This is a genomic window from Lentzea sp. NPDC004789, from assembly GCF_053601075.1.
Map to the genome: position 1 here is coordinate 340,620 of NZ_JBSGBE010000007.1, position 22,863 is coordinate 363,482.

Consider the following 22,863-nt stretch of genomic DNA (forward strand, 5'->3'; position numbering starts at 1 on the left):
CGCATGTTCGGGATCATCCGCCCCTGCCGCAACAGAATGGGCGCTGAGCTGCGGTCCGCGTGGCTCGCGCACCTGTGCGGGATGTGCCTGTCGTTGCGCGACGAGCACGGTCATCTCGCGCGGCTCGTGACCAACTACGACGGGCTGTTGATCTCGGCGGTGGTGGAGGCGCAGAGCGGGCTCTCGCGGCGGTCCGCGGGGCCGTGTGCGTTGCGCGGGATGAAGTCCGCGGACGTGGCCGTGGGGGCCGGGGCGCGGCTGGCGGCGTCGGTGTCGCTGGTGCTGGCGTCGTTGAAGATCCACGACCACGTGGACGACGGGGACGGGCTCGCCGGCCGGTTCCGCCCGGCGGGGCGCGCGGTGGCGCGGCGGTGGGCAGCCAAGGGCGTCGGGACGGCGTCCGACCTCGGGTTCGACGCCTCGGTGATGATCGACTCGGTGCGGCGGCAGTCAGTCGTCGAGGCGGCGGCCGGGCTGGGCAGCTCGGTGCTCGTGGTGACCGAGCCGACGGAGACCGCGACCGGGTTCGCCGTCGCGCAGACCGCGGTGATCGCCGGGCGGCCCGGCAACGTAGAGCCGTTGCGCGAGGTGGGGCGGCTGTTCGGGCGGGTGGCGCACCTGATCGATGCCGCGGAGGACCTTGAGGAGGACCGCGCGTCCGGGGCGTGGAACCCATTGCTGGCCACGGGGACGCCGGTGGCCGAGGCGCACCGGCTGTGCCTGGACGCCGTGACGGGCATCCGGCTGGCGCTGGACGAGGCCGAGTTCACCGACGCGCGGCTCGTGCACAAGCTGCTGGTGCACGAGCTGGAGGAGTCGATCATCCGGGTGTTCGGGAAGCGGACGTCCGACGAACCGAGGTGGTCGGATCCGGGCAGCGGGCTGTGGGCGTACCCGAGGCTGAACTGGCAGCCGCAGCCGCGCGGGTGCTTCACGGGCTGCGGGGCGTTCCTCTACATGTGCGGCACGTGCCAGTTCTGCTGTCGCGACCCGTTCCCCGGCCCGTGGAGCGACAAGCGCCGCGAGAACCTGTTCGACTGCGACGGGTGCGACAGCGGCTGCTGTGACTGCTGCGACTGCGACTGCGGCTGTTGCCCGTGTGATTAGTGCTCTGACCAGGGCCGATCTGAAATTGTCAGACCCCCGGCGTAACGTGCTTCCCGTGGCTTTCGCAACCGAGCTCCCGCCAGAGGAGAGCACCGTCAAGGCGCACTCCGAGCACCGTCCCGTCGGCGACATCGTCCGCACCGGCGGGCAGTTCCGCGTGGTCAGCGAGTACCAGCCGGCCGGTGACCAGCCCGCGGCCATCGACGAGCTGGAACGCCGCGTGCGCGCGGGCGAGCGCGACGTCGTGCTGCTCGGCGCCACCGGTACCGGCAAGTCGGCGACCACGGCCTGGCTGGTCGAACGGCTGCAGCGCCCCACCCTGGTGATGGCGCCGAACAAGACCCTGGCCGCGCAGCTGGCGAACGAGCTGAAGGAGCTCTTCCCGCACAACGCGGTGGAGTACTTCGTCAGCTACTACGACTACTACCAGCCAGAGGCGTACATCCCGCAGACGGACACGTACATCGAGAAGGACTCCTCGATCAACGAGGACGTCGAGCGGTTGAGGCACTCGGCCACCATGTCGCTGCTGACCCGGCGCGACGTCATCGTGGTCGCCTCGGTGTCGTGCATCTACGGCCTGGGCACGCCCCAGTCGTACCTCGACCGCTCGATCCCGCTCGAGGTGGGCGTGGAGGTCGACCGCGACGCGTTCCTGCGCCTGCTGGTCGACGTCCAGTACACCCGCAACGACATGTCGTTCACCCGCGGCACGTTCCGGGTGCGCGGCGACACGGTCGAGATCATCCCGTCCTACGAGGAGCTCGCCATCCGCGTCGAGTTCTTCGGCGACGAGATCGACAAGCTCTACTACCTCCACCCGCTGACCGGTGACGTCGTCCGCGAGGTGTCCGATCTCCGGATCTTCCCGGCCACCCACTACGTCGCGGGCCCGGAGCGCATGGAGCGCGCGATCCGCGACATCGAGGCCGAGCTGGAGACGACGCTCGCCCAGATGGAGCGGCAGGGCAAGCTGCTGGAGGCCCAGCGCCTGCGCATGCGCACGTCCTACGACATCGAGATGATGCGCCAGGTCGGCTTCTGCAACGGCATCGAGAACTACTCGCGCCACATCGACGGCCGCGGCCCCGGCACCGCGCCGGCCACGCTGCTCGACTACTTCCCGGACGACTTCCTGCTGGTCATCGACGAGTCGCACGTGACGGTCCCGCAGATCGGCGGCATGTACGAGGGCGACGCGTCCCGCAAGCGCAACCTGGTCGAGCACGGCTTCCGCCTGCCCTCCGCCCTGGACAACCGCCCGCTGACGTGGGAGGAGTTCGCCGACCGCATCGGCCAGGTCGTCTACCTGTCGGCCACGCCGGGCCCGTACGAGCTGGGTCAGTCCGGTGGCGAGTTCGTCGAGCAGGTCATCCGCCCGACCGGCCTGGTCGACCCCGAGATCGTCGTGAAGCCGACCGAGGGCCAGATCGACGACCTGGTCCACTCGATCCGCGAACGAGCCGAACGCGACGAGCGCGTCCTGGTCACCACCCTGACCAAGAAGATGGCCGAGGACCTCACCGACTACCTGCTCGAACTGGGCATCCGCGTCCGCTACCTGCACTCCGAGGTCGACACCCTCCGCCGCGTAGAGCTGCTCCGCCAGCTGCGACTGGGCGACTTCGACGTCCTGATCGGCATCAACCTGCTGCGCGAGGGCCTCGACCTCCCCGAGGTCTCCCTGGTGGCGATCCTCGACGCCGACAAGGAGGGCTTCCTCCGCTCCGGCACCTCACTGGTCCAGACGATCGGCCGCGCGGCCCGCAACGTCTCCGGCGAGGTCCACATGTACGCGGACCGCGTCACCGACTCGATGCAACACGCCATCGACGAGACGAACCGCCGCCGCGCCAAGCAGGTCGCGTACAACGAGGAGCGTGGCATCGACCCGCAGCCGCTCCGCAAGAAGATCACCGACATCCTGGAAGCCGTGTACTCCGAGGCCGAGGACGAGGTCCCGGTAGGCGGCTCCGGCCGAAACCAGTCGCGCGGCAAGCGCGCCACCGGCGAGGGCGGCCGCTCCTCCGGCGTGGTCGCCTCGCACGAGCGGGCCGGGATGGCTCGGTCGGAGCTCGCGGACCTGGTGCAGTCGTTGACCGATCAGATGATGAACGCTGCCCGGGACCTGCAGTTCGAGCTGGCGGCTCGGCTGCGGGACGAGATCCAGGACCTGAAGAAGGAGCTGCGGGGGATGGACGCGGCCGGGGTCAAGTGAGCGTGCCGGCACCGCGGGCGGTTGCCTTGCTGTACGCGGCACCGTGGGCGGTTGCCTTGCTGTACGCGGCACCGTGGGCGGTTGCCTTGCGAGAGGCGACCGGGCGGGTGGTCGGCTTGCGTGACGCGGGTTTGCGGGTGGTCGGCTCGCGTTGGGCGGGTCGCGTTCCGCGTCCGTAGGTGGGTGCGTTGGCACCGTTGGCTCGGTTTTCTGGCTTTCGGGGCTCCGCCCCGGACCCCGCCAATCTGATCAAGGACCGGCCAGCGCCTTACGCGGGTTGATGGCACGCCGGTTGCTTACGGCGGCTGCCGGTTGCGTTGGTGCTAGCGGTGTGGGGTGGTCCCGTCACGAGTCGCGCCAGGAGCGAGCCACACCCGAGGGGTCAGGTCAAGCCGACGAAAAGCGTGTCGGCTTGACCTGACCCCTCGGGCGCGGCAAGAGCTGTGGCACGACTCGTGACGGGACCACCCCACCGGGCCCCTGTGGAAAACACGGCTCGGCTTCGCCTTCGCGGATGATCTGAGATTGCCGCTGGCCGCGGTCGGCCGGCTCCTCTCGGTCGACCTCCGCCTTCGCCGGATCTGTTGCACTCTGCCGCGCTCGGCCCTGCCGCATCCGGTCGCGCTCTGCGTGTTCCCCCTCGGGCCTCCGCCCCCGTGGCGGCGCGGGTGTACGCCGGGTGGCGCTTGACGGAAAACCCATTCCCGGCCACTGTCGATCTCGCGCACTCGCCGCTGCGCTGCCGGGTTCGGTTGCGGGCGGGAGGCTTTCATGCTGCGCGGGGTGGCGGTGGGTGCTGTCTTCGTTGTGGTTGCCGGGGGCGTGGTGGTTCCTCCGGCGGGCACTGAGCGGCTGCCTTCCCGCGTTCCGTCGGTCCTTGCGGCTGCCAAGGTGGTCACCCTTGTCACTGGTGATCGTGTTGCTGTGCAAGGGGATCGGGTCACCGTCATGCCTGGAGCCGGGCGGGATGGCGTGCTGTTTCACCAGCGGCGTACGGCCAGAGGGCATGTTCTGGTGGTGCCGCAGGATGCTGTGCCGTTGATCCGCGGTGGCAAGGTCGACAAGCGGTTGTTCGACGTCACCGGGCTCGTTGAGCAGGGGCGGGATGACGGTAGCCGGGACACGTTGCCCCTGATCTTCGATCGGAGGGCGGTGGCGCCCGCCAAGAGTGCGCTCGGGGTTGCTCAGGAGGGCATCAAGAGCGGCTCGGACGATCGGAAGCTGTGGTTGGACGGGCGCGTTCGTTTGTTGGACGCGGAGAGTTTTGCGCAGGTCGGGGCGCCTGCGGCTTGGCGGGGTGGGTTCACCGGGCGTGGGGTCACCGTTGCGGTGCTGGACGGCGGGTACGACCCCGGACATCCGGACTTGCAGGGGAAGGTGTTGGAGGCCGACGACTTCACCGGCAGCGGGATGCGGGACACCTTCGGGCACGGGACGCACGTGGCGTCGACCGTTGCCGGGGACGGGGTGTTCGGGGGTGTCGCCAAGGACGCGCGGTTGCTCGTCGGGAAGGTGTGTGTGGAGGACACCTGTGACGAGTCTGCGGTTCTGGCGGGTATGGAGTGGGCTGCGCCGCGGGCTGAGGTGGTCAACCTCAGTCTTGGCGGTGGGGCGACTGACGGCGCGGATCCCCTGTCCCTTGCCGTCGACCGCCTTTCCGAGCAGCACGGCACCCTGTTCGTGGTCGCCGCCGGGAACGGAGGGGAGGACGGGGTCAGTTCTCCTGCGGCGGCTGATGCCGCACTCGCTGTGGGGAGTGTCGGCGAGAGTGATCGGTTGAGCCGGTTCTCCGGTCGGGGGCCGCGGGTCGGGGATTTCGCGGTCAAACCCGATGTGGTGGCGCCCAGGGAAAGGATCGGGGCGGCGCGGGCCGCTGGCACGAGCATGGGTGAGCCGATTGACGACCTGCACACGCGGGCCGATGGGACGTCGATGGCCGCGCCGCACGTCGCGGGGGCGGCCGCGTTGGTGAGCAGGCTCATCCGGGGCGGTCCGGGTGGGAGCTGAAGGCTGCGCTCACCGGGGCGGCGCGATCCGTTGGGCGGAGCGTGTACGAGGAGGGGAGTGGGCGGCTCGACGTTGCGGCGGCGGTGGCGAATCCCGTTGTGGCGTCGGCATCGAGTCTCAGTTTCGGGGTGTTGCGGTTCCCGCATCGGCAGCTGCCGCCGATCACCAGGAAGCTGTCGTTTCGGAACTCGTCGGAGGCGGCGGTGACGTTGCCGGTTTCGGTTGACCAGGCGGCGATCACGGTGAGCGCCGAGGAGATCGTGGTTCCCGGCGGGGGACGGGTTGTGGTGGGTGGCATCGCGGTCGCGGTGGGGTTCACCGCCGAGGCCGAGATGTACGAGCTGACGGTGACGACGTTGCGGCTGCCGAAGGGCGTCTACTCGGTCGACGCGCTGGTGCACGGGGACGGCGAGCACACGTGGGCCAGCACCGGGAAGATCGTGCTCGACCGGCCAACGGCCATCACGATCGATGCGCGGCAAGGTGAAGAGGTCGGCGCGTGGTTCGATCGGGCGGTGGTGCGGGAGTTCGTCGGGATCGACGCGGTGTACCCGGCCGGGGGTGTGCGGGTGCAGACCGGGGTGTCGCCGCGGACGGGTCGCGGTCGTCCTCGCCGTTCTACGTCAAGGGGCAGTCGGTCACCTTCGGGACGCCGCTGGACCTCGGGCACATCAGCGCCGGACGGCCGGTGTTCACCGGTGGGAGGAGCGGGGTGCGGTCGTGGAACAGCGTGGTGGCGTCCACGGATCTGAATCTGCGCGGGTTCCACGGGCTCATGCGGTCCGGGAACAACGGGTACGTCCAGCACTGGCCGTTCGCACCGGGGGAGCCGGGCGCGTCGGACGAGTTCGTGTTCGGGGCGCCCTACGTGCAGGCGCGGACTCGATTGTCCATTGTGGACGGTAAGGTGCTCGCGGAGAACGACGGGGGTGTTCCTGAGCTTCTCCGGGCTGCCGGAGGCGGAAGCGCGGTACGTGCTGGACGTCGAGGCCGCGCGGAGCCCCAAGCGGACGCCGTTCGCGCCGAAGATGGCGGCGCGGTTCGAGTTCGTGTCGGGCAGGACCGAAGGGAACGTCTACCTGCCGGTGCCGACGCTGCGGATCTCCGGGGCGTTCGACGACCTGAACCGGGCACCGGCCGGGGCGGCGGAGGTCAGGAGCGTCACGGTGCAGGCGTCGGTGGACGACGGCGCCACGTGGCGGAGCGTGCCGGTGGTGGGTGCCAGGGCGCGCTGGAAGGCGCTCGTGCCGCATCCGGACGGGGTGGAGTTCGTGTCGCTCAACGTGAAGGCGGTGGATGCGGCGGGTAACTCCGTTGAGCAGAAGACGATCCGCGCCTACGGCGTAAATCGCCCTCTGGGGTGAGATGTCGGCTGACAGCTTTCGTCAGGACGCAGAACGGCCATGATCTCTCGGTGGACGTGGAAACCCACCTCGCCGCGGTGGAGCAGGCGCTGATCGCGATGCGGCGCAGTCAGTCCCGACGAGCGCTCGCTGAGCTGGCCGTACCGGCTTTCGACGTGCTCGACGTCGTGGAGACGGCTGAGCGGACCGGTGCCCAGGCGACGGTGTCCAGTGTGGCTTCGGCGTTGCACGTCGACCAGCCGCGGGCCAGCAAGCTCGTCACGAGCGCGGTCGACGCCGGGCTGGTGTCGCGGGTCGCGGACAAGGCGGACGGGCGGCGGGTGCTGCTCGTCCGCACGCCGCGTGGCCGGGCGACCTCGGCTGAGCTGCACCGGGCGCGGCAGGCGGCGTGCGCGACGGCGATGGCGGACTGGACCGACGAGGAACGGGTGACGTTCGCGGAGCTGCTCACACGTTTCGTCTCGGTGTTCGGCGCGCGATAATCCCCTTGTGACACTGGACGAGCTGATCGCCTACTGCGCCGGCAAACCGGGCGCGGAGGAGACGTATCCGTGGGGCGACGCCGAACTGGTGTGCAAGGTGGGAGGCAAGGCGTTCGCGTTCATCGGCCTCGACGTGCACACCGTCGGGCTGAAGTGCGGGGCCGACGCCGAGGCCGCCGCGCCGTGGCGAGAGCGCTTCCCCGATGACATCACGGTCAGCGGGTACGTCGGGCGCTACGGCTGGAACACCATCGCGCTCAAGGGATCGGTGCCCGACGACGACCTGCTGGAGCTGGTCGACGCCTCCTACGAGGCCGTCGTCGCGCGGTTGCCGAAGCGGAAGAGACCGGCTTAACGCTCTTCCGGCTGCAGGATGCCGAAGATGTTGCCCTCGGTGTCCTTGTAGTAGGCGAGCAGGCCGACGCCGGGCATCTTGTCCTTGGGCAGCGCCACCGTGCCGCCGTTGACCTCGATGGCCGCGATGGTCGCGTCGATGTCGATCACGCTGATCGTCATGACGAAACCGTGCACGGGTGCGTCGGGTGCTGGGTCGGGTCCCTGGCGCGGCAGCAGTCCGCCGTTCACGCCGGGCTGGTCGTCGTCGCCGGTGGTGATGATCCAGTAGGGCGCGTCGCCCCACTGCTCGATCTTCCAGCCGAAGACGGAGGAGTAGAAGTTCCGCGCTCGCTCGGGATCTGCGGCGTGGATCTCGAAGTGCACAGGACGTGACATGAGACGGCACGCTACTCCGGACACTCGTTGTCCGCATTGGTCTCTACGGTCGCCGCATGGCTACTGAATTCCAGGTCTCCTTCGACGCGAACAACCCGCCGAAGCTCGCCGACTTCTGGGCGCAGGCACTCGGTTACGTGACGCAGCCGCCGCCTCCCGGCTTCGCCACGTGGGAGGAGTGGGCGACCAAGAACAACATCCCGTTCGACTCCGCCGACGACTACGCGGCGTTGATCGACCCGGACGGCCAGGGGCCGCGGTTGTTGTTCCAGCGCGTGCCCGAGGGCAAGACCGCGAAGAACCGCGTGCACCTGGACGTCCGGGCCGGGCTCGACTCAGTGGACCGCCTGGTCGCGTTGGGCGCCACACGCGTGCGTGAGCACAAGGGCCAGACGGGCCACTGGGTCGTGATGCTCGACCCGGAGGGCAACGAGTTCTGCGTCAGCTAGCTCGTGATGTCCTTCGTCTTGAACTGACGTGCCGCGAGCAACGTGAAGATGCCGCCGTAGACGAGCGCGGAGAACGTTCCGCGCGCCATCTCCGACCAGTCCACATCGGTCGAGAGCAGGTCGGCCCACGCCATCGCGTAGTGCGTCGGCAGGTAGTTGCGCAGGTCCTCGAGCGGTTGGATCTGGTCGAGGATCTGCGACACGATCGACACCAGCACCGTGCCGCCGACCGCGCCGAGCGGCGCGTCGGTGGACACGGACAGGAACAGCGCCAGCCCCGCGACCCAGAACAGGTTGATCGCGATGTAGCAGACCGCGAGCCCCATGCCGACCACGCCGTCGGCGAACGGTGCCGCCTCGCCCGTCGGGCTGACCACTTCGCCCGCGCCGTACCACATGACGCCCACCGCGAGGGCGACCGCCGGCAGGAGTGCGAGGGCGAAGAAGCTGAGGATGCCGGACGCGATCGCCTTCTGGCGCAGCAGCCGGTGCCGTGGGATCGGTGCGGCCAGCAGGTACTTGAGGCTCGACCAGGACGCTTCTGACGCGATCGTGTCGCCGAAGAACAGCGCCACGATCATCGGCAGCAGGAAGCTGCCGCTCACGAACAGCGTGAGCACCACGAAGTTGATGCCGCTGGCCGTGGCGAGGTCGACGAATCCGCCGCTTCGCCGGTTCGGGTCGGACTGGCCGATCTCGAAGCTCAGGGCGAGGATGAACGGCAGCAGCACCAGGAAGCCCAGCACGAACTGGGTCCTGCGACGGCGGATCTGCCGCTGCAGCTCCACACGGATTCGCAGCGTCCGGCCGGCCTTGTAGCCGACCGCCGAGCCGTCCGGGGCCACCTCGGTGTGCTGGTGGGCGGCGGCGTCGGTGAGCTCGGTGATCGCGCCGGGGTCGGTGTGGACGTCGTGCTCGTTCACCTGGTCACCTCCTGCCGCGCCGGTGCCTTCGTGCGGTTGGGGTTCGCGGTGAGGGTCGCTTTCGCCGGGTGCGGGACGCCGGCGTCAACGGTCCGTTCGCGACGCTTGCCGCCCGGAACTGTCGGTGTCGTCTGGGAGAATGGAACCAGGGGTCCCCCTTGCCGAGTGGGCGGCGTTTGCGCCGGTTCGGAGGGGACGCCTGCGGGAGCGTGCTCGGTCACCGGTTCACCTCCGCTCCGAAATTGTCGGTGCCGGCTGGGATAATTGAGTCAAGGGGACCCCCTTCGCCGGCGAGCAACGTCTGCGCGCTCGACGAGGGGACCTCTGCCTCGGCCTGGGCGCCCGCCGTGGCGGACGCCGCTGCCATCAGGAAGTCATTCACCGACCAGCTCCAAGAAAGCGTCTTCCAGCCTGCGTCGCGGACCCGCCTGGTCCACCGCCACACCCGCGGCGACCAACGCCGAAAGTGCTGCGGCGCGCGGGACGCCGTTCATCGACGCGTGCACGGCACCCTCGTCCTCGTGCACGTCGTGCACGCCTTCGAGGCCCCGCAGGACGTCGGCCGCCTTCGAGGGGGAGTCGACGCGGAACGTCGCCTCGCCGCCTCCCGCCGCGATGTCGGCCACCTCGCCCGCGGCGACGAGCTTGCCCTTGTGCATCACGACCACGTGCGAACAGGTCTGCTCCACCTCGGCCAGCAGGTGCGACGACACCAGCACCGTGCGGCCCGCCGCGGCGTAGCGGCGCAGGACCTCGCGCATCTGGTGGATCTGGGGCGGGTCGAGGCCGTTGGTCGGTTCGTCCAGGATCAGCAGGTCCGGGAGACCGAGCATCGCCTGGGCGATCGCGAGCCGTTGCCGCATGCCCTGGCTGTACGTGCGCACGCGGCGGTGCACGGCGTCGCCGAGGCCCGCGATCTCCAGCGCCTCCTCGACGTGCGCCTCTTCGAGCGGCCGGCCCGTCGCCGCCCAGTAGAGCCGGAGATTCGCCGCGCCGGAGAGGTGCGGCAGGAAGCCGGAACCCTCGACGAACGAACCGATGCGCGACAGCACGGGCGCGCCCGGCGTCACCTTGTGGCCGAAGACGCGGATGTTGCCCTCGGTGGGATGGATCAGGCCCATCACCATGCGCAGGGTCGTGGTCTTGCCGGCACCGTTGGGACCCAGCAGCCCCAGCACCTGACCGTGCTCCACGCGGAACGACAGGTCGCGGACCGCGGTGAGACCACCGGGGTACGACTTGGTCAGACCGGAGATCACGAGCGGCACCGACGACAGCTCGGGGTCCGAGTCCTGGGCGAGCCGGCGGCGGAACATCGCGATGACACCGGCGCCGATCAGCACCAGCAGCGCGATCAAGATGCCCCACAGGGCACCCACCGGGAAGCCGGTCGTCACGTTGCGGCCCGGCACGACCGGCACCGACAGCGAGTCGGACGCCAGCGAGATCCGGTACGCGGCGGGTTGTGCGGCGTTCGCGAACGCCTGGTCCGTGGTCGACACGACCAGCGCGAGCTTGTGCCCGCTCTCCACCGGGCGCACCGCGGGCGGCAGCGTCACGGTCACCTCGGCGGCGGACCCGTCCGGCGGCAGCGCCACGCGGAACGGCGCGACCGCCGAACCCGGCAGGACGCGCGTGCCGTCGGCCGAGACGTCGTAGAGCTTCGCGAACAGGATCGCTTCGCCGGACGCCTGGTCACCGCGCGCGACGCGCAGCTTGGCCGTGGACGAACCGGTCAGCAGCAGCTGCGAGTCGAGCGCGTCCGACGTGAACACCGCCGCCTGACCCGGCAGGTCGAGCGACAACCGCGACGAGATCGCCGCCGAGCGCGACAGCGCCGAACCCAGGCCCGGCAGGTTGCTGATCGCGGCCGGGTTGCCGCCTGCCGGGTTCACCGCCACCTGCTCGCGGCCGCTGAGCTGCACGGTCCTGCGCTCGGTGGAACCGCCGGAGAGACCTGGGTAGGAAGGCGCGACGACCGTGCGCAACGAGGGGGCGCCGGACGAGCGGAACGCGCCCTGCACCGTGTACTCGAAGCCGGTGCCGGGGTCGTTCCCCTTGCCCTGCAGGTGGAACGCCATCCAGTCGGCGATCTCACCGCGCAGCGAGGCACCGGGGTTGCCGCCGTCGTGGCCGCCCGCGTACCAGACCATCTTCACCTTGCCGCCGGCCGCGTTGATCTGGCGCGCGGTCGCGTCGGACTGGTCGAGGCCGAACAGCGTGTCCTGCTCGCCCTGCACCAGCATCGTCGGCTGCTTGATCTGGTCGGTCACGGCGACCGGGGACGACCTGCGCAGCAGCTCCAGCGTCTGCTGCGACGCGCGGCCCGTCGTGGCGACCTCCGTGTACGCGCGGCACACCTCGGGGGTGAAGCGGCCGCACGCGCCCAACGACGGCGTGGGCGGCTGACCCGCGGCGCCTGAGCCGCCCGGCTGCCCGGCGGGCTGCTGGGACTCCGTCTGGCCCGTCTCCGGTGCCTCACCCGTGGGGGACGAGAGGTCGATCGACGTCATGCCCGCCGAGAAGAAGATGCCGGCCCACGAGCGCTTGAAGACACCGTCCTCGCCGAACGCGGTGGTGGCCGGGGTGGTGTCCGAACGGTCCGACGCCGACGCGGAGTTCGGCAGCAGCGCCTGGGCCAGGTCGTTGTAGGTGATGACGGGCACGAGCGTGTCGACGCGCTTGTCGACACCGGCGAGCAGCAACGACAGCGCGCCGCCGTAGGACGCGCCGGTCACGCCGACGCGGGGGTCGCCGGCGCTGTCCTTCTGCACCTCGTCACGGGTGCCGAGGAAGTCGAGGAGCTTCTGGGCGTCGCGGACCTCGCGGTCGAGCGAGTTCAGCGCGATCTGGCCGGTGCTGCGGCCGAAACCGCGCGCGGACCACGTCAGGACGACGAAGCCGCGCCGGGCGAACTCCTCGGCCTGGGTGTGCACGCTGCGCAGGCTGCCGCCGAAACCGTGCGCGAGCATGATCGCGGGCGCGGGCGTGTGCTGGGGGAGGTAGAGACGCGTCTCGATCGTCACCGTCTGAGTGCTGTCGGGGCTCTCAGGTGCGTCGATGTTCGCTTCTTTGTAGGGAACGGCCACGGGGTCGTCCCCGGATCGAGTGAAGTACACGCCACCTGCGACGAGGGCGAGGACCACGATCAATGCGGGGATCGTCCACCTGCCGCGAAGGCGGGAGAGGCGGGACACAGCGCTGACGATATGCGAGTTTTGCTGAGAACGGCCTGTCGGGATCCGCTCCCGGTCTCAGCATGAGTCGATCTTCAGCGGGCCTTCAGGTAGCGGCGGTTCCAACCCGAACGACACGCTCCGTATTCCCATTCGTCCTGCTTGCGTGGGTCTGCTCACCCTGTGTGGCGCTAACCGGTGTCCGTGGAGCACAATGTTGACGCAGCATGGAGGGGAGTACTCCCTAAGCGGCGGTGTCGTCAGTACGGAGCTCGGCGTGGAGCTTCCGGTGCCGTCGGTCGTGCGAGAGGGTCTCAGCGAGATCGTCTCGGCGGCGGAGGAGACCTCCGGGTTTATTTGGCGTGCGCCCGAGAATCCCGGAGGTTGGGTTGTGAACGTCCCCGCATGGATGTGGATCGCGACGATCGCAGGTCTGCTCGTTCTGCTGGCTGTGGACCTCGTCATCGTCGATCGAAAGCCCCATGAGGTGACGATCGGTGAAGCCGCCCGCTGGGTCGTCTTCTACGTGGCGGTGGCCGCCCTCTTCGGTCTCGGCATCTGGTACTTCTCCGGTGGCCAGTACGCCACGGAGTTCTTCGCCGGGTACATCACCGAGTACTCGCTGAGCGTCGACAACCTGTTCATCTTCTTGATCATCATGACGACGTTCAAGGTGCCCGCGATCCACCAGCACAAGGTGCTGCTGGTCGGCATCCTGCTGGCGCTCGTCATGCGCGGCATCTTCATCGCGGCCGGTGCGGCGCTCATCAGCAAGTTCAGCTGGGTGTTCTTCATCTTCGGCGCGTTCCTGATCTACACCGGCTGGCAGCTGGCGCGGGAGAACCACGACGACGAGGACGAGGAGTTCAAGGAGAACCTGATGCTGCGCATCGTGCGCAAGGTTTTCCCGGTGACGCCCGACTTCCACGACGCCAAGTCGTTCATCAAGATCGACGGCAAGCGCTTCGTGACCCCGATGTTCATCGTGATGGTCGCGATCGGCTCCACCGACCTGCTCTTCGCGCTCGACTCGATCCCCGCGATCTTCGGCCTCACCAAGGAGCCGTTCCTGGTGTTCACGGCCAACGCGTTCGCGCTGATGGGCTTGCGCCAGCTGTACTTCCTGCTCGGCGGCCTGCTGTCGAAGCTCGTCTACCTCTCGATCGGCCTGTCGGTGATCCTGGGCTTCATCGGCGTGAAGCTGATCCTGGAAGCGTTGCACACCAACACCCTGCCGTTCCTCAACGGCGGCGAGCCCTTCCACGTGCCGACGATCGGCATCGAGGTCTCGCTGTCGGTGATCGTCGGCGTGCTGGCGATCACGACGATCGCCAGCCTCCTCAAGGTGAAGCGCGACCCGGAGGCCGCGAAGCACGTGGGCGCAAACAACTAACCGAGCACGTTGACGCCGTTCTGGTAGACGGCGCGGATCGCCTGCTTCAGCGTGCCGGCCTTCACGTGCTGCTCGGCGTCACCCTCCACGAGAACGAGATCGGCGAGCTTGCCCGGTGCGAGCTCGCCGAGCTCGTTTCCGAGGCGCATCAGCTCGGCGGCCGACGTGGTGGTCGCGTAGAGCGCTTCGGCCGGCGACATGCCGTACTCGACCATCAGCGTCAGCTCGTTGAGGTTGTCGCCGTGCGGCCCGACGCCGGAGTCGGTGCCCATCGCGATCTTCACACCGGCCTGGTGGGCCTTCTGGAACGCCTGGAAGTGCTGCGCGACAACGGACTTAGCCTTGTCCAGGATGACGTCCGAGATCGCCACGCCCGCCGCGGCCTGGTCGAGCACCATGCGCGGTGCCATCAGCGTCGGCACCAGCCACGTGCCGTTCTTGATCATCTCTTCGACGCCCTCGTCGGTGAGGAACACGCCGTGCTCGATCGACCGGACGCCGTTGCGCACCGCGGTGAGGATGCCGTCGCCGCTCATGGCGTGCGACATGACCGCGATGCCCGCGGCGTTCGCCTCCTGCACGATCATCGCGATCTCCTCGTCGCGGAAGTGCGCGTGGCGAGGGTTGCTGCGCGGTGACATCACGCCGCCGCTCGACGCGATCTTGATGATGTCCGCGCCGTGCCGGACGAGCGTGCGGACGACCTTGCGCAGCTCCTCGGGACCGTCGGCGACCGTGTTCGGCAGGCCGGGGTGCAGCGGCGGTGAGATGTGCGCGCCGCACTGCATCCAGTCGTCGTTGTGGCCGCCGGTCTGCGACACCATGTTGACCGCGATCTGCATGCGTGGTCCCTGCACCAGGCCGCGCCGGACCGCCTCCGCGACACCGAGGTCGGCGCCGAGCGCGTCGCGGACCGTGGTGATGCCGCACCGCAGCGTGGCCTTCATGTTCCCGATCGCCTCGTAGAACGGCAGCGAGAACGGCGTGTTCAGCGACCGCACCAGATCGGCGCCGCTGAACATGAAGTGCACGTGGCAGTCGAACAGCCCGGGCAGCACGGTGTGGCCGGTCGCGTCGACCACGGTGTCGCCGTCGAGCCCGATGCCCACGTCGACGATCCGGTCGCCCTCGACCACCACGTCGCCGGGCTCGCTCGCCCGGCCGGTGAAGACCCTGCCCCCGGAGAACACGATGCGCGTCATACGCGGAAATCTATGCGGCGAGTCAATTTTTGTGATCGGTCAACAACCGGTGCTGAGCTTTGCTAACAAGCTCTGTTAGCGTCCTGGTCGTGCGCCCCGAAGACCTGTCGCTGCTCACCACACCCGGCACCCTCGCCGTGTCCGGGGACCTGGTGCTGGTCAGCATCGCCACGCCCGACCTCGACTCGAACACCTACCGGGGCGGCCTGCACCGGGTGTTCCCGGACGGCACCACGACGCCGTGGACACACGGTGATCGCGACAATGCGCAGCGCATTTCGCCGGACGGTCGTTCGGTCGCGTTCCTGCGCGTCAGCGGAAAGTCCAAGCCGCAGCTGTACGTCGCCCCGGTGGACGGCGGCGAACCCCGCCGCCTGACCGATCTGCCGCTCGGCGCCGGTGCTCCCGTGTGGTCGCCGGACTCGTCGCGGATCGCGTTCGTGGCGCGCGTGCCAGAGGCCGGTCGTTACGGCACGACCGACGACGGCCCGGAGGCCGAGGCGCCGCGCCGCATCACGCGCCTGGACTACCGCGTCGACGACGTCGGTTTCCTCGCCGACCGCCGCACCCGCCTGCACGTCGTGGACCTGGACGGCGCGGTGTCCGAGCTGACCGACGGGTCGTTCGACGTCTCCGACCCGGCCTGGATCGACGAGTCGACGCTGGTGTTCGTGGCGCCGCGCGACCTCGGCGCGGTCGAGACCCTGCACGGCGACCTGTACACCGTTCCCGCTGCCGGTGGCGAGGTCTCGCTGCTCGTGCGCGGCCCCGGCGAGGTCTCGATGCCGTTCGTCGCCGGGTCCTCGCTGTACTGGCTGGGCACCGAGTTCACCGGGATCGACGCGGTGGCGCGCAACCAGGGGCTGTGGCGGTCGGAGCTGGACGGCTCTTCTCCCGTCCGCCTCACCGATGCCGAAACCGTTGACGTGGAACGGCTTTCCGGTCAGCCCGTGGCCGACGCCTCCGGTGTGCTGCTCGTCGTGCGCAACCGTGGCGCGTTGGAGCTGCGGCGGATTCCGTTCGACGGCGGTCCCGGCGAGGTGCTGGCCGGTGCCTCGGCCGCGGTGAAGTCCTTCGCGACCGACGGGTCCACTGTGATCGCCGTCGTGTCCACCCCGGACAGTCCTGGTCAGGTCGAGTTCGTCGGAACCGGTGTGCGCACGGCGTTTCCGTCGGTCGCCGCGCGCCGGGTCGTCGAGCTGTCCGGTTCGGCCTCCGACGGCTACCCGGTGCACGGCTGGCTCGTGCTGCCCGACGGCGACGGCCCGCACCCGGTCGTGCTGGCCGTGCACGGCGGTCCGTTCATGTACCACAGCTGGGGTTTCTTCGACGAGGCCCAGGTCTACGCCTCTGCCGGCTACGCCGTCGTGCTGCCGAACCCGCGCGGCTCGGCCGGGTACGGGCAGTCCCACGGCCAGGCGGTGATCGGCAGGTTCGGCACGGTCGACGTCGACGACGTCCTGTCCCTTCTGGACGTCGCACTGGCCCGTCCCGACTGCGACTCCGAGCGCGTCGGCGTGATGGGCGGCTCGTACGGCGGCTTCATGACGTCGTGGCTGTCCGCGCACCACGGCGAACGGTTCCGCGCGGCCTGGAGCGAGCGCGCCGTCAACGCCTGGGACTCCTTCTCGGGTTCCTCGGACATCGGCTACTTCTTCGCCGACGCCTACTGCGGCCCCGATCCCGAGGTCCAGCGCGCGATGTCGCCGCTGACCTACGCCGAGAAGATCAACCTGCCGTTCGCGGTCGTCCACTCCGAACAGGACTGGCGCTGCCCCCTGGAGCAGGCGCAGCGCATGTTCGTGGCGTTGCGGCGGCGCGGCGTCGAGGCCGAGATGCTGATCTTCCCCGGCGAAGGCCACGAGCTGACCCGTTCCGGCCAGCCGCGGCACCGCAAGCAGCGCTTCGACGCCGTGCTGGAGTGGTGGGACCGCCACCTCAAGGACTGACCAGGTCCGCGCTGACGAGGCGGAGCAGCTCCTCGCGCGGCGGCCCGGCCGGCGTGCGGGTGAGCCGCGGCCAGATCCGTTCGATGCGGTCGTGCAGGTCGCTGTCGGTGTCGAAGACCGAGAGCCGGTCGAGCAGCCCGATGCGGCCGACGGTCCGGCGCAGCACGTGGTCGTCGTGCGGTGCCGCGGCCAGCGCCGCGGCGAAGGAGAACAGGGGATAGCAGCCGTCGCGGCGGCTGACGTCGACCGGCGTGCCGCTCCAGGCCGCGTTGCGCGCCGCGTCGAACTCCAGCGAGAAGGCGTGGCGTTCACGGGCTTCCGGACCGACGTCGGCGAGGTAGGCCTCCGAGACGTCCCGCGGTGTGGTGTGCGCGCTGGCTTTGGCGAGCGCCTGCGCGTGCACCAACGAGAACGACAGCCCGTACGCGAACATGGGATTGGTGTGGCACAGCGCATCACCAACGGGCACGAGCCCCGGCACGCCGGAACCTCTCGTGCGGTCGATGTTGGCGAGGCCGCCCATCGGCATGACGTCGGTGATGGGCCGCGCGTGGTCCGGTGACGTCATCACGTCCAGCGGCGAACACGCTCTGGCGGCGGCCTCCCACGCGCGGTTGTCCTTCAGCACCCGCAGCTCGTGGTCCGCGGTGGGCACGATGAAGATCACCGCGAAGGTCCGGTTGTCGCCGCGGAAGGTGTTGAACCCCATGTACCCGAGGTCGCCGCGCGGGTTGAGCAGCCACGGCCCCGCGAGGTGCTCGGCGCCGGGCACGAGCTCGAAGTAGCGGCAGTAGTAGATCGAGCCGCACTCGGTCGGTTCGGCCTGGGCGCGCGGCCAGCCGGCCGGGCACCGGTACCGGCCCAGCGCGTCGACCACGACGTCCGCGCAGATCTCCTCGCCGTCGTCGAGGTGGAACCCGCTCGCGCCGGGCACCAGGTGGGTGATCTGCCTGCCCGAGACCAGCTGCACGCCGGGTTCGGCCGCGGCGGCGCGCCGCAGCGCCCACTCGACCATCGGCCTGCGCACCCAGAGGTAGACCAGGTCCTCGTCACCGGACCGCCGCGGACCGGACAGCCGCGCGGCCAGGTCCTGCTCCTCGGCGCCCGCGTCGAGCAGCGTGTCGATGACGTCCGGCGCGAGCTCGCGCAACACCTTGCGCCCGCGCGGCAGGAACGTGTGCGGCTGCTGGAAGTGCGGGATGCCCTTGCGCACGACGTCGAACGCGTCCTCCGGCCCGTCCTGCGCGGTCACGTGGTCGCGTTCCACCACGACCGCCCGATGCCCGGCGCGCGCCACCGCCAGGCCGGCGGCCAGCCCGGCCACACCACCCCCGGCGATCGCGAACCGCATCCGCTCAGGCTAGGTATGCGGCCGATCGGAGTACCAGGGCCTTCAGTCCCGAGTGGACAGCTCGAAAGCCTGAAAGCGGGCCAGCAGCTCCTTCGCCGGCACGGAGTTCGGGTCGAACGGCAGGAGGTGCTGCCGTTGGCCGGGCTCCCGCACGCCCACCCAGTTGCACCGGTAGCAGAACTCGAGGTCGAACAGCAGCTCGTCGTCCGCCGTGCAGGCCCAGATCGCGTAGCCGGGGTTGAAGCACCGCATGCCTTCTCCCGGAGGGAAGGACGCCACCAGTTCCAGAGTCGCGGTCGCCGAGGCGCCTTCCCAGGTGCCGAGCAGGTCGCCTGCGGTGGTCCACGCTTCGAGCCGGTGTGCTCGCGCCGTGTTCTCCGGCATCTTCACGTGATCACCCCAGCAGCGTGTAGTTGAGCTCCTCGCACACCCGCGCCAGCGGCAGGTCGAGCCCAGGATGGTCCAACGGCAGCAGCACGTCCGGCGCGGCCGGCAGCCCGGAGGCGCCAGGCGGGTCCCACAGGCAGATGGCCGGGTCACCGGAGTCCATCGACGACCGGTACCAGAGCCCGTCCAGCTCCGGATAAGCCGCCCGGATGGCGCGCGACCAGGCCTGGGTCACCAGCTTCGGCCCGGTGGAGATCTCCTGCGACGCACCGACCCGCGTGGGCCACAGGCCGCCCAGGTCCAGCAACCGGAGAGTGCGCCGGGGACGCAGCACCACCAGGAAGGGACTGCGGGTGCGGCGGTCCACGATCGACGTGGCCTGGAAGACCTCGGCGATCGAGGTGCGCACGGACAGTCCGAAGTAGAGGACGCCGTTTTCGTGGTCCTGGACCGGGCTGCCGTCTTCGGCCGGTTGTTGCGCGTCGAAGCGGGCGTGGGGGAGCGGGCCTGTGTAGCGGAACGTGTTCCAGCGCTGGGGGTGGGAGCCCTTGGCCGTGAAGACGCGGACCAGACGGGTGGCGCGGTGGACGGCCACCACGTCCTCGGTGCGGCGCAGGTGCGCTTGCAGCACGGCAGGGGCAGGCGGCTGCGGAAGCCGTGACATTCGGGTCCTGTCGGGTGTTCGGGAGCGCTCAGGCGGGGGTGCCGAGCACGGAGGCCAGGTCGGCGACGCGGCGCGGGTCTCCTCCGGCGAGGAGCCAGTCGCGCGGGGTCGCGGGCTCGCCGTCGACGGGCAGGTCCTCCTGGAGGGTGGTCATGAACGCGGCGACGACCAGTGCCGGTTGGTCTGACGGGATCGCCGCCAGCACGGTTTCCAGGCCCGGCAGGACTCCGGTGCCCGCGAACTGCCACGCGGGCAGCCGCCAGCTGCCCCTGTCCTTCCAGCCCACGAGCCTGCCGACGCCGAGACGGTGCCGGATGCGGCTCGTGTCGACCTGCAGCTGGCGCGCCGCCTCGTTGACGGTCAGCGCCGAGTCGCGCAGCACGGCGTGCGCCACGACGGTCCGGGTGCGCGGGCGGGCGTCGGACTGGTCGGCCGGGGACAGGTCGAGGCCCACGTCGGCGAGTGCCGCCTGCTGGTCCGGCGTGAAGTAGGTGGCCGGTTCCGGGTGTGGTGGAGCGAGCCTGCGCGCCGCGTCGGTCACGAGGGCCAGGAACTCGTCAGGGCTCACCTGCAGGCCGGCCTTGGCCAGCACTGTCTCCAGCGCGGGACTCATGCGCACAGAATATCTCGCGCGTGCGCATTTGTGCGCCTTGCGAGCGCATTGACCCTGAACGTTCGACGGTGCGCGGTCACGCAATGACGCTACGTGGGTTTTTGCGGTCCAGAACGGTGACGTGGGCCTCATCTGGCACATCGCTACCATTTCCCGATGCAGCTGGACCGGGGCGCCAAGCGGGTCGTCTTCGCGTGGGCCGCCGTCATGGTCGCCACGCTCGCGTACGTGATGGTTCGCCCGCCGGGGTGGTCGCTCGACCTGCGCGTCTACCGCAACGGCGGGGCCGCGCTGCTGCAGGGCCTGCCCCTTTACGTCGAGGGCTTCGCGAAGCCGCTCGGTGGTCCTGACCTGCCGTTCACCTACCCGCCGACGGCCGCGGCCCTGTTCAGCCTGCTGGCGCTCGTGCCGCTGGTCGTCGCGATCTTCGTGGTGGCGGCGGCGAACCTGGCGATGCTCACCGCGTTGTGCCTGATCGCAGCCCAGCGCGTGCTCGGCTGGGGGCCGGAGGCCGTGAAGTGGGGGCTGGGCGCGGCGGCGGTGGCGTCGTTCTTCGACCCGCTGCGCGAGACGCTCTGGTTCGGGCAGATCAACCTGCTGCTGGGCGTGCTCGTGATGGCCGACTGCCTGCTGGAACGGGCCCGGTGGTGGCCGCGCGGCGCGCTCATCGGGCTGGCGGCCGCGATCAAGCTGACGCCGGCGTTCTTCGCGTTGTACTTCGTGGCGCGCCGGCAGTGGCGGCCCGTGCTCGTGTCGATCGCGTCGTTCCTGGTCTTCGGGGTGCTCGGGTTCGTGATCGCGTTCGGCGACGCGAAGGAGTACTGGACGCACGCGCTGCTCGACCCCAGCCGCGTCGGGCGCCTGACCTACGCGTCGAACCAGGCGTTGCGCGGCACGCTGGCGCGCTTCGGGCTGGAGAACGGCACGCAGGTCGCGGTGTGGGCCGTGCTGTCGCTGGTGGTCGTGCTGACGGTGTGGTGGCTCGCCTCGAAGCTCGGTGACGTCGAGGCGTTCTTCGTCGTGGCGATCGGCGGGCTGCTGATCTCACCGGTGTCGTGGGGGCACCACTGGATCTGGATCGCGCCCGCGCTCGTGCTGCTGTCGCGCGCGCCGCTGCGCCGCCACTGGGCGCCGTGGGCGGTCGTGGCGGTGTTCGCGATCGGGCCGCACTGGCTGTTCCCGCGCGACAACGACGTCGAGCAGCGCTGGGCGTGGTGGCAGCAGGTGATCGGCAACCTCTACGTGTTCGTCGGGGTCGCCGTGCTGGTCACACTCGCGGTGCGGGTTGTGCGAGACCGCCGTCGAGCTGCTTCAACCGCAGGCTGAACAGCACCAGCACCACGCCCCACAGGATCGCGAACACGCCGATGGTGATCACGAACGCGAGCGCGCCCGCGGCCGGGTTCACGACCAGGATGATGCCGAGCAGCACCGTCAGCACACCGGTGACGACGTAGAACCACTCGTTCGTCATCACCTTGCGCAGACGGATGGCGTCGACGATCTGCAGCACGCCGGTGACCAGCGCCCACGCCGCGATCAGCAGCAGCAGCGCGGTCGCGGTGATGCCCGGCCAGAACAACGCGACCAGACCCGTGACCAGGCCCAGCAGGCCGATCAGGCCGAGCGCCCAGCGGGCGGGCCACTCCTTGTGGGTCAGCGTCAGGTACAGCATCATCGCGCCGTCGACGAACGCGTAGGCGCCCCACAGGATGATCAGCACGAGCAGGGTGAGGCCGGGCCAGATCAGGGCCGCCAGGCCGAACAGGACAGCGAACACTCCGCGCACCGTGAAGAGCCACCACCGTTGCATGGCTGGATCGTCTCGGCTGCCGGTGGGGTCGGCAACCCGAACCCCTCGTCCGGTGCTGATCTGTTCAGGGCTGATCCGTTCAGGACTGCCCAGTGATGATCGACACCGCGCGGTCCTGCGTCTGGTCGCTGACCTCGCCGACCTGGAAACCGCGCGCCACCACGTGCGCGACCAGCTCCGGCTCCGGCGGCAGGCCGTACTTGCGCAGGTAGTGCGGCACGGCGCCGGCCCAGATCCAGGTGCCGTCGGTGCGGAAGTTGAGCGGCACGTCCTGCTCACCGCTCTGCGAGAACTCGTCGAGGTCGTAGCTGCGCGCGGCCAGCACGACCGGCGCCGACTCCAGGTAGGCGAGCAGCCCGTCGACCAGCTGCGGGTCGATCGGCTGGCGGTTGACCACGATCCGGCCGTCGTCGCTCTTGCCGTCGTACACGCGCGCGGTCCGCAGCTCGCCCGTCTGCGGCTGGTCCGGCTGCGGTGCCTGGCTCGGCGGCGGGACCTGGTACTCCTGCTGCGGCTGGGGTTCCGGCTCCGGCGCGGGCAGCGGCGGCAGGCCGACGCGCTGGCGCCACCAGTCCGGGATCAGCCGGTCGGGACGGGGGAACGTCTGCAGCTCGTCGCGGAAACCGATGGGTGGCGGCACGTTGCGCCAGCGCGGCTCGTCCTCGGCGTTGAAGTCGACCGTGAACGCCGCGGGCGCCTCGATCTCGTACGTCGCGCTGAGCCACGTGCCGCGCTCGGGGTGGTACATGCCACCGCGCAGCTGGCCGAACATCTGCACCACGTCCATCGGCGGGCGCACCGGCCGCAGCTGGCCGTCGGGACCGGAGAACGCCAGGTCGACCTCGATGTGCCTGCCCGCGGCGCGGTACTCGGCCCGGATGCGCTGCCAGCCCTGCGGTACGGCAGGGAGCATGGCACGGCCGATCTGCCGCACCAACTGCTGCTGGTCCTGCTCGCTCAGCGGTGTCGCCGGCTGGCTCATGTGGTCCTCGCCCCTCTTCCCCGTGCAAACCCCGCTGATCTTATCGGGCGG

21 protein-coding genes are annotated in these 22,863 nt (G+C 69.9%); 11 read left to right on the forward strand and 10 right to left on the reverse strand.

Going from position 1 to position 22,863, the window contains the following annotated elements; translation table 11 throughout:
- Positions 1–3 precede the first annotated feature (3 nt).
- From ACWEIJ_RS19180 to ACWEIJ_RS19210, 7 genes are all read left to right on the forward strand, one after another.
- The gene (locus tag ACWEIJ_RS19180; RefSeq protein ID WP_449838505.1) at positions 4–1,107 is read left to right on the forward strand and encodes a DUF5685 family protein; all 1,104 of its coding nucleotides are present in this window, start codon (positions 4–6) and stop codon (positions 1,105–1,107) included.
- 55 nt (positions 1,108–1,162) lie between these two features.
- Positions 1,163–3,325: an excinuclease ABC subunit UvrB gene (gene uvrB, locus ACWEIJ_RS19185; protein ID WP_449838506.1), complete on the forward strand. Its 2,163-nt coding sequence runs from the start codon at positions 1,163–1,165 to the stop codon at positions 3,323–3,325.
- 771 nt (positions 3,326–4,096) lie between these two features.
- Complete coding sequence (locus tag ACWEIJ_RS19190) at positions 4,097–5,332, forward strand: S8 family serine peptidase (protein ID WP_449838507.1); 1,236 nt, start codon at positions 4,097–4,099, stop codon at positions 5,330–5,332.
- A 131-nt stretch (positions 5,333–5,463) separates the two neighbouring features.
- Positions 5,464–6,084 carry a hypothetical protein gene (locus ACWEIJ_RS19195; protein WP_449838508.1) on the forward strand — a complete coding sequence of 207 codons (621 nt, stop codon included), beginning with the start codon at positions 5,464–5,466 and terminating at the stop codon, positions 6,082–6,084.
- A 177-nt stretch (positions 6,085–6,261) separates the two neighbouring features.
- Positions 6,262–6,696: a hypothetical protein gene (locus ACWEIJ_RS19200; protein WP_449838509.1), complete on the forward strand. Its 435-nt coding sequence runs from the start codon at positions 6,262–6,264 to the stop codon at positions 6,694–6,696.
- Between the two features lie 50 nt (positions 6,697–6,746).
- Positions 6,747–7,178, forward strand: coding sequence for a MarR family winged helix-turn-helix transcriptional regulator (locus ACWEIJ_RS19205; RefSeq protein ID WP_449838510.1), 432 nt, complete (start codon positions 6,747–6,749; stop codon positions 7,176–7,178).
- Between the two features lie 7 nt (positions 7,179–7,185).
- Entirely contained in the window at positions 7,186–7,533 is a 348-nt protein-coding gene (locus ACWEIJ_RS19210; protein ID WP_449838511.1) for an MmcQ/YjbR family DNA-binding protein, read from the forward strand.
- Here ACWEIJ_RS19210 and ACWEIJ_RS19215 read toward each other — a convergent pair.
- Positions 7,530–7,910 (reverse strand): VOC family protein, encoded by a 381-nt coding sequence (locus tag ACWEIJ_RS19215; RefSeq protein ID WP_449838512.1) that lies wholly within the window; start codon positions 7,908–7,910, stop codon positions 7,530–7,532. The genes ACWEIJ_RS19210 and ACWEIJ_RS19215 overlap by 4 nt on opposite strands.
- 56 nt (positions 7,911–7,966) lie before the next feature.
- On the opposite strand from ACWEIJ_RS19215, the gene ACWEIJ_RS19220 reads away from it, so the two are divergent.
- Positions 7,967–8,359 carry a VOC family protein gene (locus ACWEIJ_RS19220; protein ID WP_449838513.1) on the forward strand — a complete coding sequence of 131 codons (393 nt, stop codon included), beginning with the start codon at positions 7,967–7,969 and terminating at the stop codon, positions 8,357–8,359.
- On the opposite strand, the gene ACWEIJ_RS19225 is transcribed toward ACWEIJ_RS19220, so the two are convergent.
- Both ACWEIJ_RS19225 and ACWEIJ_RS19230 read right to left on the reverse strand, forming a co-directional pair.
- Positions 8,356–9,282, reverse strand: a complete 927-nt coding sequence (locus ACWEIJ_RS19225) for an ABC transporter permease (RefSeq protein ID WP_449838514.1) — start codon at positions 9,280–9,282, stop codon at positions 8,356–8,358. The two genes, ACWEIJ_RS19220 and ACWEIJ_RS19225, sit on opposite strands and share 4 nt — an antisense overlap.
- 374 nt (positions 9,283–9,656) lie before the next feature.
- Positions 9,657–12,479: an alpha/beta fold hydrolase gene (locus ACWEIJ_RS19230; protein WP_449838515.1), complete on the reverse strand. Its 2,823-nt coding sequence runs from the start codon at positions 12,477–12,479 to the stop codon at positions 9,657–9,659.
- Between the two features lie 370 nt (positions 12,480–12,849).
- Here ACWEIJ_RS19230 and ACWEIJ_RS19235 point away from each other — a divergent pair, with 370 nt between their 5' ends.
- Positions 12,850–13,851: a TerC family protein gene (locus ACWEIJ_RS19235; RefSeq protein WP_449838516.1), complete on the forward strand. Its 1,002-nt coding sequence runs from the start codon at positions 12,850–12,852 to the stop codon at positions 13,849–13,851.
- On the opposite strand, the gene ACWEIJ_RS19240 is transcribed toward ACWEIJ_RS19235, so the two are convergent.
- The gene (locus tag ACWEIJ_RS19240; protein ID WP_449838517.1) at positions 13,848–15,053 is read right to left on the reverse strand and encodes an amidohydrolase family protein; all 1,206 of its coding nucleotides are present in this window, start codon (positions 15,051–15,053) and stop codon (positions 13,848–13,850) included. The genes ACWEIJ_RS19235 and ACWEIJ_RS19240 overlap by 4 nt on opposite strands.
- A gap of 89 nt (positions 15,054–15,142) precedes the next feature.
- On the opposite strand from ACWEIJ_RS19240, the gene ACWEIJ_RS19245 reads away from it, so the two are divergent.
- Entirely contained in the window at positions 15,143–17,002 is a 1,860-nt protein-coding gene (locus ACWEIJ_RS19245; protein ID WP_449838518.1) for a S9 family peptidase, read from the forward strand.
- Here ACWEIJ_RS19245 and ACWEIJ_RS19250 read toward each other — a convergent pair.
- The 4 genes from ACWEIJ_RS19250 to ACWEIJ_RS19265 are packed head-to-tail and all read right to left on the reverse strand — an operon-like array spanning position 16,992 to position 20,017.
- A complete protein-coding gene (locus ACWEIJ_RS19250) occupies positions 16,992–18,353 on the reverse strand; it encodes an NAD(P)/FAD-dependent oxidoreductase (RefSeq protein ID WP_449838519.1) in 1,362 nt (453 codons plus the stop codon). The two genes, ACWEIJ_RS19245 and ACWEIJ_RS19250, sit on opposite strands and share 11 nt — an antisense overlap.
- Before the next feature lie 42 nt (positions 18,354–18,395).
- Entirely contained in the window at positions 18,396–18,743 is a 348-nt protein-coding gene (locus ACWEIJ_RS19255) for a hypothetical protein (RefSeq protein ID WP_449838520.1), read from the reverse strand.
- A 4-nt stretch (positions 18,744–18,747) separates the two neighbouring features.
- Positions 18,748–19,404 (reverse strand): RES family NAD+ phosphorylase, encoded by a 657-nt coding sequence (locus tag ACWEIJ_RS19260; RefSeq protein WP_355436287.1) that lies wholly within the window; start codon positions 19,402–19,404, stop codon positions 18,748–18,750.
- 28 nt (positions 19,405–19,432) lie between these two features.
- Positions 19,433–20,017, reverse strand: coding sequence for a DNA-binding protein (locus ACWEIJ_RS19265; protein WP_449838521.1), 585 nt, complete (start codon positions 20,015–20,017; stop codon positions 19,433–19,435).
- A 156-nt stretch (positions 20,018–20,173) separates the two neighbouring features.
- Here ACWEIJ_RS19265 and ACWEIJ_RS19270 point away from each other — a divergent pair, with 156 nt between their 5' ends.
- Positions 20,174–21,343 (forward strand): glycosyltransferase 87 family protein, encoded by a 1,170-nt coding sequence (locus tag ACWEIJ_RS19270; protein ID WP_449838522.1) that lies wholly within the window; start codon positions 20,174–20,176, stop codon positions 21,341–21,343.
- Here ACWEIJ_RS19270 and ACWEIJ_RS19275 read toward each other — a convergent pair.
- Entirely contained in the window at positions 21,285–21,830 is a 546-nt protein-coding gene (locus tag ACWEIJ_RS19275) for an HdeD family acid-resistance protein (RefSeq protein WP_449838523.1), read from the reverse strand. The genes ACWEIJ_RS19270 and ACWEIJ_RS19275 overlap by 59 nt on opposite strands.
- A 79-nt stretch (positions 21,831–21,909) precedes the next feature.
- Positions 21,910–22,812, reverse strand: a complete 903-nt coding sequence (locus ACWEIJ_RS19280; RefSeq protein WP_449838524.1) for a hypothetical protein — start codon at positions 22,810–22,812, stop codon at positions 21,910–21,912.
- Positions 22,813–22,863: the final 51 nt, after the last annotated feature.

Coding starts and splice junctions, on each gene's coding strand:
- ACWEIJ_RS19180 (WP_449838505.1), top strand. CDS start 4: ATGTTCGGGATCATCCGCCCCTGCCGCAACAGAATGGGCGCTGAGCTG.
- ACWEIJ_RS19190 (WP_449838507.1), top strand. CDS start 4,097: ATGCTGCGCGGGGTGGCGGTGGGTGCTGTCTTCGTTGTGGTTGCCGGG.
- ACWEIJ_RS19215 (WP_449838512.1), bottom strand. CDS start 7,910: ATGTCACGTCCTGTGCACTTCGAGATCCACGCCGCAGATCCCGAGCGA.
- ACWEIJ_RS19220 (WP_449838513.1), top strand. CDS start 7,967: ATGGCTACTGAATTCCAGGTCTCCTTCGACGCGAACAACCCGCCGAAG.
- ACWEIJ_RS19240 (WP_449838517.1), bottom strand. CDS start 15,053: ATGACGCGCATCGTGTTCTCCGGGGGCAGGGTCTTCACCGGCCGGGCG.
- ACWEIJ_RS19250 (WP_449838519.1), bottom strand. CDS start 18,353: ATGCGGTTCGCGATCGCCGGGGGTGGTGTGGCCGGGCTGGCCGCCGGC.
- ACWEIJ_RS19260 (WP_355436287.1), bottom strand. CDS start 19,404: ATGTCACGGCTTCCGCAGCCGCCTGCCCCTGCCGTGCTGCAAGCGCAC.
- ACWEIJ_RS19265 (WP_449838521.1), bottom strand. CDS start 20,017: ATGAGTCCCGCGCTGGAGACAGTGCTGGCCAAGGCCGGCCTGCAGGTG.
- ACWEIJ_RS19270 (WP_449838522.1), top strand. CDS start 20,174: ATGCAGCTGGACCGGGGCGCCAAGCGGGTCGTCTTCGCGTGGGCCGCC.
- ACWEIJ_RS19275 (WP_449838523.1), bottom strand. CDS start 21,830: ATGCAACGGTGGTGGCTCTTCACGGTGCGCGGAGTGTTCGCTGTCCTG.
- ACWEIJ_RS19280 (WP_449838524.1), bottom strand. CDS start 22,812: ATGAGCCAGCCGGCGACACCGCTGAGCGAGCAGGACCAGCAGCAGTTG.